Genomic DNA, 18,544 nt, shown 5'->3' on the forward strand with positions numbered 1-18,544 from the left:
CCATGGAGACACTGAGGGTCGGCGCGGCGTTCCCCGATCCGCCCTTCAACGGCATGCCGGACAATTCAGGGCTCGACATCGACCTGATGTCCGCGATTGCCGAAGCCCTCGGCGCCACAGTCGAATTCGTTCCGTACCTAGGAGCGGATTTCAACGGTATTTTCGACGCACTCGGTTCCGAGTACGACTGTGTGGCCGCAGGCACCACCGTCACACCTGACCGCGAAAAGAAAGCCAAATTCGTCGCGCCCTATCTCATCTCTGGGCAATCCCTCGCAGTCGACACCACCCGGCTACCGGACGTCACCTCGATCGATGACCTCACGTGTCTGACCATCGGCGTCCAACAGGGCAACACCAGCCAGCCGATCGCCGACCAACTCGTCGCCCACGGCAAGGCCGCAAGAGTCCGCGTCTACGACTACGGCTCCATCCAAACCGCGCTGACCGACCTGACCACCGGCGGCTGCGATGCGTTCATGAAGCTCGCGCCAGTCCTCACCGAACTGGTCAAGCTGATCGCCGGCGTCGAGGTCGTCCAGCGCGGCATTTCCGTCGAGAACATCGCGATCGCCGTCCCGCTGGATGACCAGGCCCTGCTCAGCAGAATCTCGGTCGCCCAGGCCGAGCTCGAAGCCGACGGCACCCTGCCGCGAATCCGTCAGAAATGGCTGGGCAGACCCGACGCGGACCAGAGCACGGCCATCCATTGAACCAGCCCGCGCGTGGCGTCTATCACACCACTAGGCTGGGCGCCGAGCATCAAGGCAACTAATAGGGAGAGACAAGTGACCATCCGGGTTGGCGTTAACGGCTTCGGCCGCATTGGACGCAACTTCTACCGGGCCCTCGCGGCGCAAAAGGCCGAGGGCAAGAGCACCGACATCGAGATCATCGCGGTCAACGACCTCACCGATAACGCCAGCTTGGCGCACCTGCTGAAGTTCGACTCGATCCTGGGCCGCCTGCCCGAGGACGTCAGCCTCGAGGGCGACGACACGATCGTCGTCGGCAGCACCAAGATCAAGTCGCTCGAGGTCAAGGAAGGCCCCGCCGCCCTGCCCTGGGGCGACCTGGGCGTCGACGTGGTCGTCGAGTCCACCGGTATCTTCACCAACGCCGCCAAGGCCAAGGGCCACCTGGACGCCGGTGCGAAGAAGGTCATCATCTCCGCACCCGCCACCGATGAGGACATCACGATCGTCATCGGCGTCAACGACGACAAGTACGACGGCAGCCAGAACATCATCTCCAACGCCTCGTGCACCACGAACTGCCTCGGCCCGCTGGCCAAGGTCCTCAACGACGAGTTCGGTGTGGTCAAGGGCCTGATGACGACGATCCACGCCTACACCCAGGACCAGAACCTGCAGGACGGCCCGCACAAGGACCTGCGCCGCGCCCGCGCCGCCGCGCTGAACATCGTGCCGACCTCCACCGGTGCCGCCAAGGCCATCGGCCTGGTGCTGCCCGAACTCAAGGGCAAGCTCGACGGCTACGCGCTGCGCGTGCCGATCCCAACCGGCTCCGTGACCGACCTGACTGTGGAGCTGAAGAAGTCGGCCAGCGTCGAGGAGATCAACGCCGCCTACAAGGCCGCAGCCGAGGGCCCACTGAAGGGGATCCTGAAGTACTACGACGCGCCGATCGTGTCGAGTGACATCGTCACCGACCCGCACAGCTCGATCTACGACTCGGGGTTGACCAAGGTCATCGACAACCAGGCCAAGGTCGTCTCCTGGTACGACAACGAGTGGGGTTACTCGAACCGACTCGTCGATCTGGTCGCGCTGGTCGGCAAGTCCCTGTAGCCCAGTGGCTATCAAGACACTCGACGACCTACTCGCAGAAGGGGTTTCGGGCCGGGGCGTACTTGTGCGCTCAGACCTGAACGTCCCACTGGACGATGACGGTGACATCACGGACCCGGGCCGCATCATCGCCTCGGTGCCGACGCTGCAGGCGCTGTCCGACGCCGGTGCCAAGGTCATCGTCACCGCGCACCTCGGCAGGCCAAAGGGCGGCCCGGACCCGCAGTTCTCGCTCGCGCCGGTCGCAAAGGCGTTGGGGGACAAGCTCGGTCGGCACGTTCCGCTGGCCGGAGACGTCGTCGGAACCGACGCGTTAGCCCGCGCCGAAGGCCTGACTGACGGCGACCTCCTGCTGCTGGAGAACATTCGCTTCGACCCTCGCGAAACCAGCAAGGACGACGCCGAGCGACTGACACTGGCCAAGCAGCTCGTCGAATTGGTTGGAGACGACGGCGCTTTCGTCTCCGACGGCTTCGGCGTGGTGCACCGTAAGCAGGCATCGGTCTACGACGTCGCAACGCTGCTGCCGCACTATGCGGGCACGCTGGTGGCCGCCGAGGTCAAAGTTCTCGAGCAGCTGACCAGCTCGACCGAGCGGCCGTACGCGGTGGTGCTCGGCGGCTCGAAGGTGTCGGACAAACTGGCGGTCATCGAGAACCTCGCCACCAAGGCCGACAGCATCGTCATCGGCGGCGGCATGTGCTTCACCTTCCTTGCCTCACAAGGTGTTTCGGTGGGTAAGTCGCTGCTCGAAGAGGGCATGATCGACACCTGCCGCAAGCTGCTCGAGGACTACGGCGACGTGATCCACGTGCCAGTCGACATCGTCGTCGCCGACGAGTTCAAGGCCGATTCGCCCTCGGAGATCGTTGCGGCTGACCGCATTCCGGAGGACAAGATGGGCCTGGACGTCGGGCCTGGTTCGGTCGACCGGTTCACCACGCTGCTGTCCAACGCCAAGACGGTGTTCTGGAACGGCCCGATGGGCGTCTTCGAGTTCCCCGCGTTCGCGGCGGGCACGAAGGGCGTTGCTGAGGCGATCATCGCCGCGACCGGCAAAGGCGCGTTCAGCGTCGTCGGCGGCGGCGACTCGGCCGCAGCGGTGCGCCAGCTCGGCCTGCCCGAGGACGGCTTCTCCCACATTTCCACCGGTGGCGGTGCCTCGCTGGAATACCTTGAGGGCAAAACACTGCCCGGCATTGAAGTGCTGGACGACTGAAAGGCATCGCCCGTGAGCCGTAAGCCCCTGATCGCCGGCAACTGGAAGATGAACCTCAACCATTTCGAGGCGATCGCGCTCGTCCAAAAGATCGCGTTCTCGCTGCCGGACAAATATTTCGACAAGGTCGACGTTGCGGTGATTCCACCGTTCACCGACCTGCGCAGCGTGCAGACCCTTGTCGACGGCGACAAGCTGCGGCTGACCTACGGAGCGCAGGACGTGTCTCAGCACGACTCCGGCGCCTACACGGGTGAGATCAGCGGTGCGTTTTTGGCCAAGTTGGGCTGCACTTTCGTGGTCGTCGGCCATTCGGAGCGGCGCACCTACCACCACGAGGACGACGCACTGGTTGCGGCGAAAGCCGCCGCCGCGTTCAAGCACGGGCTCACTCCGATCATCTGCATCGGCGAGCAGCTCGAGGTCCGCGAGGCAGGCAACCACGTCGAATACAACGTCGAGTCGCTGCGCGGCTCGCTGGCAGGGCTGACGGCCGAGCAGATTGGCAACTCCGTGATCGCTTATGAGCCGGTATGGGCCATCGGCACCGGGCGGGTGGCCAGTGCGGCCGATGCACAGGAGGTCTGCAAGGCCATCCGCGACGAGCTGGGCAAGCTGGCGACACCGGAACTGGCCGCCGGCGTCCGGGTGCTCTACGGCGGTTCCGTCAACGCCAAGAACGTCGGCGAGATCGTCGCGCAGGAAGACGTAGACGGCGCATTGGTCGGCGGAGCGTCGCTGGACGGCGAGCAATTCGCCACGTTGTCGGCCATTGCGGCCGGCGGGCCCCTGCCCTGAGGCCTGCTCACCAGCCTGTAGTCTGGCTGCCATGGAATTGGCCCTGCAGATAACCCTGGTCGTGACCAGTGTGCTGGTTGTGCTCCTGGTCCTGCTGCACCGCGCGAAGGGCGGTGGCTTGTCCACGCTGTTCGGCGGTGGCGTCCAGTCCAGCCTGTCGGGATCGACCGTTGTCGAGAAGAACCTCGACCGCCTGACGCTGTTCGTGACCGGCATCTGGCTGGTCTCGATCATCGGCGTCGCGCTGATGATCAAGTACACGTAGTGCTGCTGTTCCTACTTGCGGCCCTCTAGCCGCTACCTGATGCCGCCAAGGCCGGGCAGATTGCCAAGCAAAGGCAGATCACCGAGCAGTCCGCCCATCGTCGGATCGTCGTCGCAGACCTGGCTCTGCTGCGGCACATTGATCACCTGACCCTGGTTGCCGATCGTCACGGTGTTCTTCGGGCAGACCGGCGGTTCGGCGGCCGCGGGGCCCGGATGGCCCGAGAGCCAACGCGCCCGGCCCAAGGCCGCAGCAACCCTGCGGTGCCAAGCACTGGCCCTCGTCATGCGCGCCTTGGGGCCCGCATCGATACTTGACGCATGGCTGAAGGACCCGATGTCGCGCTCGCCCCGATCGGCTCGGTGCGTCGTACCCAGGTGGGTCGCGAGGCAACCGAGCCGATGCGGGAGGACATCCGGCTGCTTGGCACGATCCTCGGCGACACGGTGCGTGAGCAGAACGGCGAGGAGGTCTTCGACCTCGTCGAGCGGGCCCGCGTCGAGTCGTTCCGGGTGCGACGCTCGGAGATCGATCGGGCCGAGTTGGCCCGCATGTTCGACGGCATCGACATCCACCAGGCCATCCCGGTTATCCGGGCGTTCTCGCATTTCGCGCTGCTTGCCAACGTCGCCGAGGATATCCATCGTGAACGCCGCCGCGCCGTTCACGTCGCCGCGGGCGAACCTCCGCAGAACAGCAGCCTGGCCGCTACGTACCTGAAACTCGACTCCGCGGAACTGGATTCGGCCACGGTTGCCGACGCACTGAGAGGCGCGCTGGTCGCTCCGGTGATCACCGCGCATCCCACCGAGACGCGCCGGCGCACGGTGTTCGACACCCAACATCGCATCACCGAACTGATGAGGCTGCGGCTGCACGGCCAGACCGAGACCGACGACGGTCGCAACATCAACCTGGAGCTGCGTCGCCACATCTTCACGCTGTGGCAGACCGCGCTGATTCGGTTGTCGCGGTTGAAGATTCAGGACGAAATCAAGACGGGGTTGCGCTACTACCAGGCGGCTTTCCTGGAAGTGATCCCGAAGGTCAACGCGGAGGTACGTACCGCACTGCAGGCCCGCTGGCCCGAGGCGGACCTGCTCGAGCTGCCGATTCTGCGGCCGGGCTCGTGGATCGGTGGTGACCGTGACGGCAATCCCAACGTCACCGCGGACGTGGTCCGGCAGGCCACCGGCAGAGCTTCCTACACCGCGTTCGAACATTACTTCACCGAAATCAGTGCGCTGGAACAGGAATTGTCGATGTCGGCGCGGCTGGTCAAGGTCAGCGACGACCTCGCGGCATTGGCCGACAAGTGTCACGAGCCAGCACGTGCCGACGAACCGTATCGCCGCGCATTGCGCGTCATCCACGGCCGGCTCACCGCGACTGCAGGTGAGATCCTGGACAGCCAGCCCGAGCACGAGCTCGATCTTGGCCTACAGCGCTACGTGACGCCGGCCGAACTGCTGGCCGACCTCGATGTCATTGATCACTCGTTGCGTTCCAACGGCAGCGGGGTGCTCGCCGACGACCGGCTGGCGCAGCTGCGAGAGGCCGTGCGTGTCTTTGGCTTTCACTTGTCCGGCCTGGATCTGCGTCAGAACTCCGATGTGCACGAAGAAGTCGTTGCCGAACTGCTGGCCTGGGCGGGGGTGCACGCGGACTACCAGTCGTTGTCTGAGCCGGAGCGCGTTGAGCTGCTGGCCGCCGAGTTGGCGACCCGTCGACCACTGACGAAAGACGATGCCGAATTGTCGGAGCTGGCTCGCAAGGAGTTGGACATCGTTGCCGCCGCCGCGCGAGCCGTTCATGTCTATGGGCCTCATGCGATACCCAACTACATCATCTCGATGTGCCAGTCGGTTTCGGACATGCTCGAGGCGGCCATCCTGCTAAAGGAGGTCGGGCTGCTGGATGCCTCGGGCGACGAGCCGTATGCGCCGGTCGGGATTGTGCCGCTCTTCGAGACGATCGACGACTTGCAGCGGGGCTCGTCGATTCTTGAAGCGGTGCTTGATCTTCCCCTCTACCGCGCTGTCGTGACTGCGCGCGGCGACAGCCAGGAAGTGATGCTTGGTTATTCGGACTCGAATAAGGACGGCGGTTATCTCGCGGCCAACTGGGCGCTGTATCGTGCCGAGCTCGATCTGGTCGAGTCGGCCCGCAAGACCGGAATTCGGTTGCGACTCTTTCATGGTCGTGGCGGCACGGTCGGCCGCGGAGGTGGGCCGAGCTATGACGCCATTCTCGCCCAACCGCCTGGCGCGGTGAACGGGTCGCTTCGGATCACCGAGCAGGGCGAAGTGATCGCCGCCAAGTACGCCGAACCGCGGGTCGCGCATCGCAACCTCGAGACGCTGTTGGCGGCGACGTTGGAAGCCACGCTGCTCGACGTCGAAGGCCTCGGCGATGCGGCCGAGCCGGCCTACGAGGTGCTCGATGAACTTGCTGCCCGTGCCCAGCGTGCGTACGCCGAATTGGTGCACGTGACACCGGGTTTCGTCGAGTATTTCAAGGCGTCGACGCCGGTCAGCGAGATTGGTGCGCTCAACATCGGCAGCAGGCCGACGTCGCGTAAACCGACCACGTCGATTTCGGATCTGCGTGCTATCCCCTGGGTGCTGGCGTGGAGCCAGTCGCGGGTGATGCTGCCCGGCTGGTACGGCACCGGGGCCGCGTTCGAAGGCTGGATCGCCGAAGGCGACGGCAGGCTGGAAGTGCTGCAGGACCTCTATCATCGATGGCCGTTCTTCCGCACCGTCCTCTCGAATATGGCGCAGGTGTTGTCCAAGTCGGACATGGGACTGGCCGCGCGCTACTCGGAACTCGTCGAGGACGAGGCGTTGCGCCAGCGGGTGTTCGACAAGATCGTCGACGAACACGACCGCACGATCCGCATGCACAAGCTCATCACCGGCCAGGACGACCTGCTTGCCGACAACCCGGCGCTGGCGCGGTCGGTGTTCAACCGGTTTCCGTATCTGGAACCGCTGAACCATTTGCAGGTCGAGCTGCTGCGGCGATACCGGTCCGGTGACGACGACGAACTCGTCCAGCGGGGCATCCTGCTGACGATGAGTGGGCTGGCTACCGCGTTACGCAACAGTGGATAGCGCTGGTCGCTAGAAACCGGCAGTTCGGCGCACCCTGTCGACGACACCGCGCACTGCCGATTCTGTCGCCGCGATCGGCGCGACCGCCGCTTCACCGATGTCGACGATGCGTTCGACGCGGCCGACGATCGCTTCTAGGCGATCGACCACCGCGAACAGCCGCGGTGCGAGCTCGTTGATCTGGTTGATCGTTTCGTTGAACCGCTCCAGGGTGGCGTCGAGGTTGCCCGTCGAGTTGTTCAGGTCGACCAGGGTCTCGCTCAACCCCTCCAAGATGGTGTCGACCTGCTCCACCGTGACGTCGGCGTTGAGCGCGGCCTGCGCGAGCTTGCGGATCCGCTCGGTGCCGGTGCGCGCGCCCGCCTTGCCACCTTTGTCCACCATGGCAGTCATTATGACCACACGACGGAACCGCCGGAGCCTAGTGGTCGTCTGAACCAGGTATGACGGAGTGCGGAGGGGACACACCGTCCCGCCAATGCCCGGTCGATGTTCGGCGGCGAGCGCGTGCTGCCGACCCATCGATCCGGGCGGCCGAGTATGCCCAGGGATTCAAGGATGGACAAACCGACTGGGGCATAACAGCGTACGACTAACCCTCAGAAGGATGGTGGTGCGTAGTGGGCGGCGAGCCAGGCTTGGCGTTGGCGATCTTCTTCGACGATGAGTTGGGTTCGTTGGCGGCGTTCGGCGTTGATGCGGTCGCGGTGGTCTTGTGCTCGGGTTTGTTTGCGGCGCGGCATCAGCCCGCGATGAGCGCTGGGCTCATGCGCCATGGGTGGTGGTATCAGAGCTTCGAGGCGGCGTCGTCGTCGAGCAGCCACACGGTCGCATCCCGGCCGATCGCGCCCGCCGCAGGCACATCGACCGGCTTGCCGCCGCCGATCGCCGCGGCCACGGCCTCGGCCTTGCCAGCGCCCGACACCACCAGCCAAACCTCCCGCGAACGCTGAATCGCGGGCAACGTCAACGTGATTCGCTGCGGCGGCGGCTTGGGGGAGTCGGGCACGCCGAGTACCAGCCGCTCCGTCTCGCGCACCGCAGGGGTATCGGGAAACAGCGAGTTGATGTGGCCTTCGGGCCCCATGCCCAGCAGGTGCACATCGAAGTCCGGTGCGGGCTGGCCGTCGGCGGCATTGGCGGCCAGCACCTGCGCATAATCGCGGGCAGCGGCAGCCAGGTCGTCGCCGAACTGACCGCCGCTGGCCGCCATCGGATGCACGTTGCCGTTCGGGATGTCGATGTGGTCGAGCAGCGCCTCACGGGCCTGCTTGTAATTGCGTTCGTCATCGTCCTCGGGCACGAACCGATCGTCGCCCCAATACAGATGCACCTTCGACCAGTCGACCTTGTCGCTGCCCTCGCCAACCCGCTTGAGCAGGCCGATGCCGGTGCCACCACCGGTCAGCACGATGTGGGCCGCGCCGCGTCTGTCGATCGCATCGGTGATCGCGTCGACCAGTCGGTCGCCGGCCGCGGCCACCAATGCGGTGGTGTCGGGATACTTCTCGACGACGGAATTCATGCCTCGACTCCTCCTCGCTCCGGTCCTCGCTCGTTCCTCGCTGCGATCCTCACTCGTCGTCGCCTTCGGAGTTCATGCCTCGACTCCTCCTCGCTCCGGTCCTCGCTCGTTCCTCGCTGCGATCCTCACTCGTCGTCGCCTTCGGAGTTCATACGTACTGCACCTTCTCGATGCCCTGCAGTGCTTCGCGATAGATCTCGTCGGCGTCCAGCCTGCGCAGGTCCTCGGCCAGACATTCCTTGGCGTCCCTGCGCGCCAACGGGATTCGCGCTTCGGGCCTACTGGTTCGGTTCAGCGTCGCGGTGACTCCTGTCTGCGGACGCTTCAGGGTGATGGTCTCGCTGTCCCGTACCAGCTCGACCTTCAATTCGCCGACTGCGCGCTGTACCGGTCCGTCGATGCGGGCGGCGAGCCAACCCGCGAGAACGTCGAGCGAGGGCTCATCCCTCAGGCCCGACACCACCGCTGAGGTGATTGGTTCAAAGGGCGGCTGATTGAGCGCCGACGCCAGCAGTGCCCGCCAGTAGGTGATGCGGGCCCACGCCAGGTCGGTATCGCCGTCGGTGTAACCCTGCAGGCGACTCTTGATCGCTGCAAGCGGGTCGGAGCATTCTGTCGCATTCGTTATCCGGCGAATTGCCAAGTGGCCCAACGGGTCCTGTGCCGGAACGGGCGGGCCGCCCGCCGGCCACCATGCCACGACCGGGGTATCAGGCAGAAGGAAGGGCAGCACAACGCTGCTGGCGTGTTCGGCAAGCTCACCGTGCAGGCGCAGCGCGACGACCTCGCCGGCGCCCGCATCGCCGCCGACCCGAAGTTGCGCATCCAGTCGTGACTCGGCGGCGCTTCGATCGCCCTGGACCACCACGATCACACGGCACGGATGTTCACGGCTCGCAAAATTGGCCGCCTCGATGGAATCTTCCAGCAGATCGTCTGAGTCAAGCGAGATCACGAGCGTGAGCACCCGGCTCAGGGTGATCGCACCACCCTCCTCGCGAAGACCGGTGATCTTCTTGCTGATGTCGTTGGTTGTCGTGTCGGGCAAGTCGACAATCACGGCCGCCTCCATTCTCGGCCGGTGCGGCGCATCATCTCGTCGGCCGAGGCCGGCCCCCAGGTGCCGGATTCATACTCATCAGGCTTGCCGTGCGACGCCCAGTAATCCAGCACGGGATCCAGGATCTCCCAAGACAATTCGACCTCGGCGTTGGTCGGGAACAGCGACGGTTCGCCGAGCAGCATGTCGAGAATCAATCGTTCGTAGGCCTCGGGGGAGTCCTCAGCGAAGGCGGAGCCGTAGGAGAAGTCCATGTTGACATCACGGACCTCCATGGCGCTGCCGGGAACCTTGGATCCGAACCGGGTGGTGATGCCTTCGTCGGGCTGTACTCGGATCACCAACGCGTTCTGGCCGAGTTCCTCGGTCATCGTCTTGTCGAACGGCAGGTGCGGGGCGCGTTTGAAGATCAGCGCAATCTCGGTCACCCTGCGTCCCAGCCGTTTTCCGGTCCGCAGAAAGAAGGGCACACCCGCCCAACGACGGGTGTCGATTTCCAGCGTGATCGCCGCATACGTCTCCGTGGTGGACTCTCTGGAGAATCCCTCCTCGTCCAGCAGGCCGACGACCTTCTCGCTGCCCTGCCAACCCGCGGCGTACTGCCCGCGAGCTGTGGTGTCATCGAGGGGCTGCATCAACTTGATGGCGGAGAGCACCTTGATCTTCTCTGCCTGCAGCTCCTGCGGGCTGAAGTTGACCGGCTCCTCCATGGCCGTCAATGCAAGCAGTTGCAGCAAGTGGTTCTGGATGACGTCCCGGGCAGCGCCGACCCCGTCGTAGTAGCCGCCCCGGCCGCCGAGGCCGATGTCCTCGGCCATCGTGATCTGCACGCTGTCGACGTAGTTGTTGTTCCAGATCGGCTCGTACAGCTCATTGGCGAACCGAAGTGCCAGAATGTTCTGGACTGTTTCCTTGCCGAGGTAGTGGTCGATGCGGAACACCGACTCTTCGGGGAAGACGCTGTTGACGACCCCGTTGAGCTCCTGGGCGCTCTGCAGATCGTGGCCGAACGGTTTCTCGATGACCACCCGGCTCCAGCGCTCTTCCTGCGGGCGGGCCAACCCAGACTTTTGTAGCTGCTCGCATACCTGCTGAAAGGCCTTGGGCGGAATCGACAGATAGAACGCGTGGTTGCCGCCGGTGCCCCGCTCGGCGTCGAGCTTCTGCAGTGTTTCGGCCAGCCGCTCGAACGCCTTCGAGTCATCGAATGTGCCCTGCACGAACCGGATTCCCTCCGACAGCCGGTCCCAGACTTCCTGGCGGTACGGCGTGCGCGCATGCGACCTGACCGCGTCGCAGACCAGCTTGGCGAAATCCTCGTGGGCCCAGTCCCTTCGGGCGAAACCGACGAGTGCGAAGTTCGCGGGCAGCAATCCGCGATTGGCGAGGTCGTAGATGGCAGGCATCAGCTTCTTGGTGGCCAGGTCGCCGGTGACACCAAAAATCACGACACCGCACGGGCCCGGGATGCGTGGCATCCGCTTGTCGCGCTTGTCCCGCAGCGGATTACGCCATGCCGCTGCGGTCGATGCGGCCGTTTCCGTGTCGGCCGTCATTTGTTGGCGGCGTCGAGCTGAGCCTGTGTCGCTTCGAGCAACTCAAGCCAGGACTTCTCGAACTTCTCCACACCCTCGTCCTCGAGCAGCTTGAACACGTCCGGTAGATCGACACCGACACCTGAAAGCTCGTCGAACACGGCCTGTGCCGCGTCTGCCGTCCCGGTGACGGTGTCACCGGTGATGACGCCGTGGTCGGCGACCGCATCAATCGTCTTCTCCGGCATGGTGTTCACGGTGTTCGGTGCCACTAGCTCGGTGACATACAGCGTGTCCGAGTAATCCGGATTCTTCACGCCGGTTGACGCCCAGAGCGGCCGCTGCACGCGTGCACCGTCGGCCTTCAGCGCCTCGTAGCGCGACCCGCCGAGGAAGACCTCTTCGTATGCCGCATAGGCCAGCCGGGCATTCGCGACGCCGGCCTTGCCGCGCAGTCCGAGTGCCTCGTCTCCGCCGATCTTCTCCAGCCGCTTGTCGATCTCGGTGTCGACACGCGAGACGAAGAACGAAGCCACGGAATGGATCTTCGACAGATCGTGTCCGGCTTCCTTGGCCTTCTCCAGGCCGGCCAGGTAGGCGTCCATCACGGCGCGGTGGCGCTCGACGGAGAAAATCAGCGTCACGTTCACCGAAATCCCTTCGGCGATAACGGCGGTGATGGCGGGCAGGCCTGCCATCGTCGCGGGGATCTTGATCAACAGGTTCGGCCGGTCGACGATCTTCCACAGCTCGATCGCCTGCAGGATCGTCTTGTCGGTGTCCTGCGCCATGCGTGGGTCCACCTCGATCGACACGCGGCCATCCACGCCGTCGGACAACTCGTACTGCTTGGCCAGCACGTCGCAGGCGTTGCGCACGTCGTCGGTGGTGACGGTGCGGATGGTGGCTTCTACGTCGGCGCCGCGCTCGGCGAGTTCTTTCACCTGGTCGTCATAGGCGCTGCCTTTGGACAGCGCTGCCTGGAAGATCGACGGGTTGGTGGTCACACCGACCACGCTCTTGGTGTCGATCAGCTCCTGCAGGTTGCCGGTCTGCAGCCGGTCCCGGGAGAGATCGTCGAGCCATACTGAGACGCCTTGCGCGGAAAGGGCTGCAAGGTTTGCGTTTTGAGCCATTGGATTGCCTTTCGAAACTAATTATCTAGTGATCGTTCTGCGGCGGCCACCACTGCCTCTGGGGTGAAACCGAACTCGCGGAACAACGTCTTGTCGTCGGCCGACTCGCCGTAGTGCTCAATCGAGACGATCTCGCCGGTGTCGCCGACCAGTTTGTACCAGCTCTGCGCGACTGCGGCCTCCACCGCAACACGCGCTGACACCGCCGGGGGAAGCACGCTGTTGCGGTACTCCGCCGGCTGAGATTCGAACCACTCGACGCATGGCATCGAGACCACCGTCGCGGTGATTCCCTTGTCGGCCAATATCTTTTGTGCGGCCACGGCCAACTGCAGCTCCGACCCCGTACCAATCAGCACCACGTCGGGGTCCTCATCAGGTGCACCACCGAGCACGTAACCACCCTTGGAAACCCCTTCAGCGTCGGTGCCCTCCAGTACTGGGATGCCCTGTCGGGTGAGGATGAAACCGACCGGGCCGGCTGTCGCGCCACGCGCGATGATCGTGCGCCACGCGTACGCGGTCTCGTTCGGGTCGCCTGGTCGCACCACCGACAGGTTGGGGATGGCCCGCAGTGCCGCCAGGTGTTCGATCGGCTGGTGGGTGGGACCGTCCTCGCCGAGGCCGATCGAGTCGTGCGTCCAGATATAGATGGTGTCGATGTTCATCAGCGACGCCAACCGCACTGCCGGGCGCATGTAATCCGAGAACTGCAGGAAGGTGCCGCCGAACGCGCGTGTCGGCCCGTGCAGCACGATGCCCGACAGGATCGACCCCATCGCGTGTTCGCGGACGCCGAAGTGCAGCACGCGGCCGTAGGGGTCCGCGGTGAACTCCTTCGTGGAGATTGATGCGGGGCCGAACGACTTGACGCCCTTTATCGTGGTGTTGTTGCTGCCAGCGAGATCCGCTGAGCCGCCCCACAATTCGGGCAGTTTCGGTGCGACGTCGTTGAGTACCTGACCGAAGGCCGCGCGGGTGGCCAGCGGCTTGGAACCCGGCTCCCAATAGGTCAGGTCGGCATCCCAGCCGTCGGGCAGTTCCTCCGCAGTCAGCCGGTCCAGCAGCGCCTTGCGGTCGGGTTCGCGCTGGGCCCACGCGTCGAACTCGCTCTGCCATTTCTCGTGTGCTTCCTTGCCGCGCGCGACCAGCCTGCGGGTGTGCTCGATGACCTCGTCGCGCACTTCGAATGTCTTGTCCGGGTCAAAGCCGAGGATCTCCTTGACCTTCGCGACCTCTTCGTCGCCCAGCGCGGCTCCGTGCGCCTTGCCGGTGTTCATCAGCTCGGGCGCGGGATAGCCGATGATCGTGCGCAGCGAGATGAACGAAGGCTTGTCGGTGACCCGCTTGGCCTCGGCGATGGCCTCCTCGATGCCGACCACGTTCTCGCCGCCCTCGACCTGTTGCACATGCCACCCGTATGCGCGGTAGCGGGCGGCGGTGTCCTCGCTCAACGCGATGTTGGTGTCGTCCTCGATCGAAATCTCGTTGTGGTCGTAGAACACGATCAGGTTGCCCAGCTGCTGGGTGCCCGCCAATGATGACGCTTCGCTGGTGACGCCCTCTTCGATGTCGCCGTCGGAGGCGATCACGTAGATGTAGTGGTCGAACGGGCTGGTGCCCGGCGCGGCATCCGGGTCGAACAGGCCGCGCTCGTAGCGCGAGGCCATCGCCATTCCGACGGCCGAGGCAAGCCCCTGGCCCAGCGGGCCGGTGGTGATCTCCACACCCTTGGTGTGGCGGAACTCCGGATGGCCCGGCGTCTTGGACTTCCACGTGCGCAGCGACTCGATGTCGGACAGTTCCAGCCCGAACCCACCCAGATACAGCTGGATGTACAGCGTGAGGCTGGAGTGTCCGCATGACAGCACGAAGCGGTCGCGACCGAGCCAGTGCGGGTCGCTGGGGTCGTGGCGCAGCTGGCGCTGAAACAGCGTGTAGGCAAGGGGCGCCAGGCTCATCGCTGTGCCCGGATGGCCGTTGCCCACCTTCTGCACCGCATCCGCCGCCAGCACGCGGACCGTGTCCACCGCCTGCGAGTCCAGCTCGGTCCAGTCGTCGGGGTGATTCGGACGAGTGAGGGTGGAGATCTCGTCGAGAGTGGTCACGTGGCGAACTCCTTACATAGGCCCGGCTTCGCAATCCGCTTGGTCCACCCTAGTGCGCGAACCTGGCGTGCCGCAGGTGCGTGGGGGACGATTAGGACGGCGTTTACACGCGGTCTACCATCGTCTGTAGTAGAAGCCGCCCAGCGGCGACCCCGAGGAGTAATTGCGTGAGGATTCGCGAAGGCAGCCTTGCCGAAGGGGCGCCGAACCGAATCACCACCAAACTTCTCGGCTATCTATCCCTGACGAAGCCGCGGGTGATCGAGCTGCTGCTCGTCACCACCATTCCGGCGATGCTGCTGGCTCACCGCGGCACCGTTGATCCGCTGCTCATCCTCAACACCTTGTTTGGCGGAATGCTGGCCGCGGCTGGCGCCAACACGCTGAATTGTGTGGCCGACGCGGACATCGACAAGAAGATGAAGCGGACCGCCCGTCGGCCCCTGGCCAGGGACACGGTGCCGCGCAGTCATGCACTGGTGTTCGGGCTGGCGTTGTCCGTTGGCTCGTTCTTCTGGCTGTGGTGGACGACGAACATGCTGTCCGCACACCTGGCCGGGGCGACCATCGCGTTCTACGTGTTGGTCTACACGCTGCTGCTGAAACGGCGCACCTCGCAGAACGTCGTGTGGGGTGGGGCGGCCGGCTGTATGCCAGTGATGATCGGCTGGTCCGCGGTTACCGGGACCATCGGCTGGCCCGCGCTGGTGATGTTCGCGATCATCTTCTTCTGGACCCCGCCGCACACCTGGGCGCTTGCCATGCGCTACAAGGAGGACTACCAGGCAGCCGGGGTGCCGATGCTGCCCGCGGTGGCCACCGAGCAGCAGGTCACCAAGCAGATCCTCGTGTACACGTGGCTGACGGTGATCTCGACGCTGGTGCTGGCGCTCGCGACCGGTTGGTTGTATGCGTCGGTCGCGATCCTTGCGGGCGCCTGGTTCCTGGTGATGGCGCACCAGCTGTACGCCGGCGTGCGACGCGGTGAGACCGTGAAGCCGCTGCGACTGTTCCTGCAGTCGAACAACTATCTCGCTGTGGTCTTCCTTGCGCTCGCGGTGGATTCGGCCCTGGCGCTGCCGAGGCTGTTAGGGCACTAACACCACCGAGCCGACGGTCTTGCGGCCCTGCAAATCGCGGTGGGCCTGCTCGGCGTCCTCGAGCCGGTAGTGCTCGCTGACGGTGATGTTGATGGTGCCCGCAGCGATCGTGTCGAGCAGTTCACCTGCGCGCCAAGCAAACTCGTCGGGTGTGCGGGTGTAATGCGCAAGCGTCGGACGGGTCAAAAACAGCGAACCCGACGCATTGAGCCGCTGCGGATCGAACGCAGGGACCGGCCCGCTGGCCGCCCCGAACAGCGCGACGGTGCCGCGGACCCGGCAACTGGCCAGGCTCGCATCGAAGGTGTCCGCGCCGACGCCGTCGTACACCGCGGCGACGCCGCCGTCGGTCAGGTCCTTGATCGTCGCGCCGAATTCCTCTGGGTCCTCGGGGTAGCCGAGCACCTCGACCGCGCCGGCCTTGCGCGACAGCTCGCGCTTCTCGGGTGTCGACACCGTGGTGATCACGCGCACGGCGAGGCTGGTGGCCCACTGCGTGAGAATCAGCCCGACGCCTCCTGCGCCGGCGTGCACCAGCACGGCGTCGCCCTCCTGCACCGGGTACGTCGACTTGATCAAATAGTGCGCCGTCATCCCTTTGAGCAGGGAAGCGGCGGCCACATCCGCGCCGACGCCGTCGGGCACGTACGCGCAGAAATCGGCTGCGGCAGTGCAGTATTCGGCATAGGCGCCGACGGCCTGGGCGGTGACGACGCGATCGCCGACGCTCAACGCGGCGACGTCGTCGCCGACGGCCTCGACGGTGCCGCAGACTTCGGTTCCGACGATGAACGGCACCTCGCGCGGATACTGGCCGGACCGGAAGTAGGTGTCGATGAAATTCACGCCGATGGCCTCGGCCTTGATCACCACCTCGCCCGAGCCAGGGGAGGGCTTGTCTTTGTCGACGTAGGTCAGGACTTCGGGTCCGCCGGTCTCGGCGACTTCAATGGCCTTCATGCCTTCTATCCTGCCAAGGTGAAGCTCGCGAAGCCTGACGTGTTCCATCCCCGCATCGTGTTGGCGGGTTGCCCGGCACTGCCGGAGGGCGACGGCGACGACGATGGGCTGGTCGTAGCGCTGCGCGGGCGTGGGCTGCATGCTCGCTGGCGGTCGTGGGATGACCCGAAGACGCTTGAGGCCGATCTGGTGATCTTGCGCGCGGCGTGGGACTACATCGAGCGGCTCGACGAGTTCCTGGTATGGACGAAGCGTGTCCGCAATCTGCTCAACCCGCCTCAGGTCGTGCTGTGGAACATTGACAAGCGGTACCTCGCTGACCTCGCCGATGCTGGTGTCCCTACCGTGCCCAGCCAGTTCTTCGCGCCGGGGGAGAACGTGGTACTGCCCGCCGGCGAGGTGGTGGTCAAGCCCGCGATCGGCGCGGGTTCCGTTGGCGCGCTGCGGTTTTCCGATCATAACGAGGCGCGCGCGCACGCCGCCGCCTTGCAGGCAGAGGGGCGCACGGTGCTGGTGCAGCCCTACGACCGCCGGATCAAGCACGGCGAGACGGCGCTGGTGTTTCTCGGTGGCAGGCAGTCGCACGCATTCACCAAGGGCCCGATCCTGCCGCCGCCGGGACAGGCGCCGGTGTTCGACGAGTCCGGCACCTATGCCGAAGAAACCCTGACGCCCGCCGATCCCGATTTCGAGTTGTGGGGTACCGGCCACGCGGCGCTTGAGGCCTCGGCGGCCCACCTCGGCATCAGCGTCGGCGACCTGTTGTACGCGCGCGTCGACGTGATCGGGGATCGACGCGACGCGCATGTGCTCGAGGTCGAACTGGTGGAGCCGTCGCTGGGCTGGCGACAACTGGATGCGGCCACGAGGACGCGGCAGCAGCGGGAGTTCGCGCTCGGCGTGGAATCAGCCCTTGAGCGGCTCGGGCTCGGACCGCTCTCGCATCGACGCCCATAGTGCCGCGGTTGCCGCGGTGCAGGCGGCCGCACCGAGCACATGGACGGCCACCAGCGCGGCGGGCACACCGGTGAAGAACTGCACCGTGCCGACGAAACCCTGGATCGCGACGAGCGCGAGCAGAACGTTCAGCCGCAGTGTGACGGGACGGGGCGCCCGCACCGCGAGCAGGCCGAAGCCGAGGCCGACGAGCAGCGCCAGGTAGCCGACGAGCAGCGACGAGTGCAGGTGCACCAGCGTGGTGATCTCCACCTGCAGCCGCGGCACGGGCTGGGTGATGCTTTTATCGCCCGCGTGTGGTCCGGCGCCAGTGACCAGGGTGCCGGTCACGAGCTGCGCGGCCAGCACGAGTGCGGTCAGTATAGTCAACTGGCGCAACGGCTTTGGTACTACGGGCGTCGGCACACCTTCGTCGGGTTCGCCGATCTTGACGTACAGCAGCACCGCCAACCACACCATCGTCATCGACGCGAGCAAGTGAATGGCGACCGTCCACCAGAGCAATCCAGTGAGCACGGTGATACCGCCGATCACCGCCTGCACCACCGTCGACGCCGGCATCAACCATGCGTAGATCAGCACTTCGCGGCGGCGTCTGGCGCGCGTGACGGCCAGCACCGCGAGCGCAGCCGTCAACACCACAAGGAACGTAATCATCCGGTTGCTGAACTCGACGGCCTGATGGATGACGGCGACCTCGGCGTGGGGGACCGGTACGAAGCTGCCGGGGAAGCACTGCGGCCAGGTCGGACAGCCGAGACCCGACGCGGTGACGCGGACGATGGCGCCGGTGACGGCGATACCGCCCTGCGTCAGGATGACTGCGGCGGCGATGATGCGCTGAACCCGCAGGCTCGGCATCGGCAGTCGGTCGACCATTCGTAGGAAGAGTCGTCCGACGGGCACGGCCTCGATGGTAGAGGAACGCAACTACAGCTCGTAGTAGCGGGTGGT

17 protein-coding genes are annotated in these 18,544 nt (G+C 65.3%); 8 read left to right on the plus strand and 9 right to left on the minus strand.

The genetic code is table 11. The annotated features are described in order from the left end of the window. Positions 1-2: 2 nt before the first annotated feature. The 5 genes from MYCSM_RS13740 (at position 3) to secG (ending at position 4,093) form a co-directional block, all read left to right on the plus strand. A complete protein-coding gene (locus MYCSM_RS13740) occupies positions 3-713 on the plus strand; it encodes an ABC transporter substrate-binding protein (protein ID WP_015306766.1) in 711 nt (236 codons plus the stop codon). Positions 714-788: 75 nt separating this feature from the next. Further along, complete coding sequence (gap, locus tag MYCSM_RS13745) at positions 789-1,811, plus strand: type I glyceraldehyde-3-phosphate dehydrogenase (protein WP_015306767.1); 1,023 nt, start codon at positions 789-791, stop codon at positions 1,809-1,811. A 4-nt stretch (positions 1,812-1,815) separates the two neighbouring features. After that, positions 1,816-3,030, plus strand: a complete 1,215-nt coding sequence (locus MYCSM_RS13750) for a phosphoglycerate kinase (RefSeq protein ID WP_015306768.1) — start codon at positions 1,816-1,818, stop codon at positions 3,028-3,030. 12 nt (positions 3,031-3,042) lie between these two features. Continuing rightward, positions 3,043-3,828: a triose-phosphate isomerase gene (tpiA, locus tag MYCSM_RS13755; RefSeq protein WP_015306769.1), complete on the plus strand. Its 786-nt coding sequence runs from the start codon at positions 3,043-3,045 to the stop codon at positions 3,826-3,828. A 31-nt stretch (positions 3,829-3,859) separates the two neighbouring features. Beyond that, positions 3,860-4,093 carry a preprotein translocase subunit SecG gene (secG, locus tag MYCSM_RS13760; RefSeq protein WP_015306770.1) on the plus strand — a complete coding sequence of 78 codons (234 nt, stop codon included), beginning with the start codon at positions 3,860-3,862 and terminating at the stop codon, positions 4,091-4,093. Positions 4,094-4,125: 32 nt separating this feature from the next. Here the strand turns inward: secG and MYCSM_RS13765 are convergent, their stop codons facing one another. Then, entirely contained in the window at positions 4,126-4,380 is a 255-nt protein-coding gene (locus MYCSM_RS13765) for a hypothetical protein (protein WP_041312032.1), read from the minus strand. A gap of 33 nt (positions 4,381-4,413) precedes the next feature. On the opposite strand from MYCSM_RS13765, the gene ppc reads away from it, so the two are divergent. Beyond that, positions 4,414-7,209 (plus strand): phosphoenolpyruvate carboxylase, encoded by a 2,796-nt coding sequence (ppc, locus tag MYCSM_RS13770; RefSeq protein WP_015306771.1) that lies wholly within the window; start codon positions 4,414-4,416, stop codon positions 7,207-7,209. 9 nt (positions 7,210-7,218) lie between these two features. On the opposite strand, the gene MYCSM_RS13775 is transcribed toward ppc, so the two are convergent. The 6 genes from MYCSM_RS13775 to tkt form a co-directional block, all read right to left on the minus strand. Continuing rightward, positions 7,219-7,593, minus strand: a complete 375-nt coding sequence (locus MYCSM_RS13775; RefSeq protein WP_041313995.1) for a hypothetical protein — start codon at positions 7,591-7,593, stop codon at positions 7,219-7,221. A 403-nt stretch (positions 7,594-7,996) separates the two neighbouring features. Continuing rightward, positions 7,997-8,734 carry a 6-phosphogluconolactonase gene (gene pgl, locus MYCSM_RS13780; RefSeq protein ID WP_015306773.1) on the minus strand — a complete coding sequence of 246 codons (738 nt, stop codon included), beginning with the start codon at positions 8,732-8,734 and terminating at the stop codon, positions 7,997-7,999. Between the two features lie 148 nt (positions 8,735-8,882). Next, positions 8,883-9,794 carry a glucose-6-phosphate dehydrogenase assembly protein OpcA gene (gene opcA, locus MYCSM_RS13785; RefSeq protein ID WP_015306774.1) on the minus strand — a complete coding sequence of 304 codons (912 nt, stop codon included), beginning with the start codon at positions 9,792-9,794 and terminating at the stop codon, positions 8,883-8,885. Further along, complete coding sequence (gene zwf / locus MYCSM_RS13790; protein WP_015306775.1) at positions 9,791-11,350, minus strand: glucose-6-phosphate dehydrogenase; 1,560 nt, start codon at positions 11,348-11,350, stop codon at positions 9,791-9,793. Before zwf ends, opcA begins: the two co-directional genes overlap by 4 nt. After that, complete coding sequence (tal, locus tag MYCSM_RS13795; RefSeq protein WP_015306776.1) at positions 11,347-12,465, minus strand: transaldolase; 1,119 nt, start codon at positions 12,463-12,465, stop codon at positions 11,347-11,349. Before tal ends, zwf begins: the two co-directional genes overlap by 4 nt. A gap of 17 nt (positions 12,466-12,482) precedes the next feature. Continuing rightward, positions 12,483-14,573 (minus strand): transketolase, encoded by a 2,091-nt coding sequence (gene tkt, locus MYCSM_RS13800; RefSeq protein WP_015306777.1) that lies wholly within the window; start codon positions 14,571-14,573, stop codon positions 12,483-12,485. Positions 14,574-14,740: 167 nt separating this feature from the next. Between tkt and MYCSM_RS13805 the strand changes: the two genes are divergently transcribed. Further along, positions 14,741-15,673 carry a heme o synthase gene (locus tag MYCSM_RS13805; RefSeq protein WP_015306778.1) on the plus strand — a complete coding sequence of 311 codons (933 nt, stop codon included), beginning with the start codon at positions 14,741-14,743 and terminating at the stop codon, positions 15,671-15,673. Here MYCSM_RS13805 and MYCSM_RS13810 read toward each other — a convergent pair. Next, positions 15,662-16,633, minus strand: coding sequence for a quinone oxidoreductase family protein (locus tag MYCSM_RS13810; RefSeq protein WP_015306779.1), 972 nt, complete (start codon positions 16,631-16,633; stop codon positions 15,662-15,664). The two genes, MYCSM_RS13805 and MYCSM_RS13810, sit on opposite strands and share 12 nt — an antisense overlap. 18 nt (positions 16,634-16,651) lie before the next feature. Here MYCSM_RS13810 and MYCSM_RS13815 point away from each other — a divergent pair, with 18 nt between their 5' ends. Continuing rightward, the gene (locus tag MYCSM_RS13815; protein WP_015306780.1) at positions 16,652-17,590 is read left to right on the plus strand and encodes an ATP-grasp domain-containing protein; all 939 of its coding nucleotides are present in this window, start codon (positions 16,652-16,654) and stop codon (positions 17,588-17,590) included. Here MYCSM_RS13815 and MYCSM_RS13820 read toward each other — a convergent pair. Beyond that, complete coding sequence (locus MYCSM_RS13820) at positions 17,540-18,469, minus strand: COX15/CtaA family protein (protein ID WP_198345086.1); 930 nt, start codon at positions 18,467-18,469, stop codon at positions 17,540-17,542. The genes MYCSM_RS13815 and MYCSM_RS13820 overlap by 51 nt on opposite strands. Between the last annotated feature and the right edge of the window lie 75 nt (positions 18,470-18,544).

Origin of the sequence: Mycobacterium sp. JS623, from assembly GCF_000328565.1 — a bacterium.
GTDB lineage: Bacteria > Actinomycetota > Actinomycetes > Mycobacteriales > Mycobacteriaceae > Mycobacterium.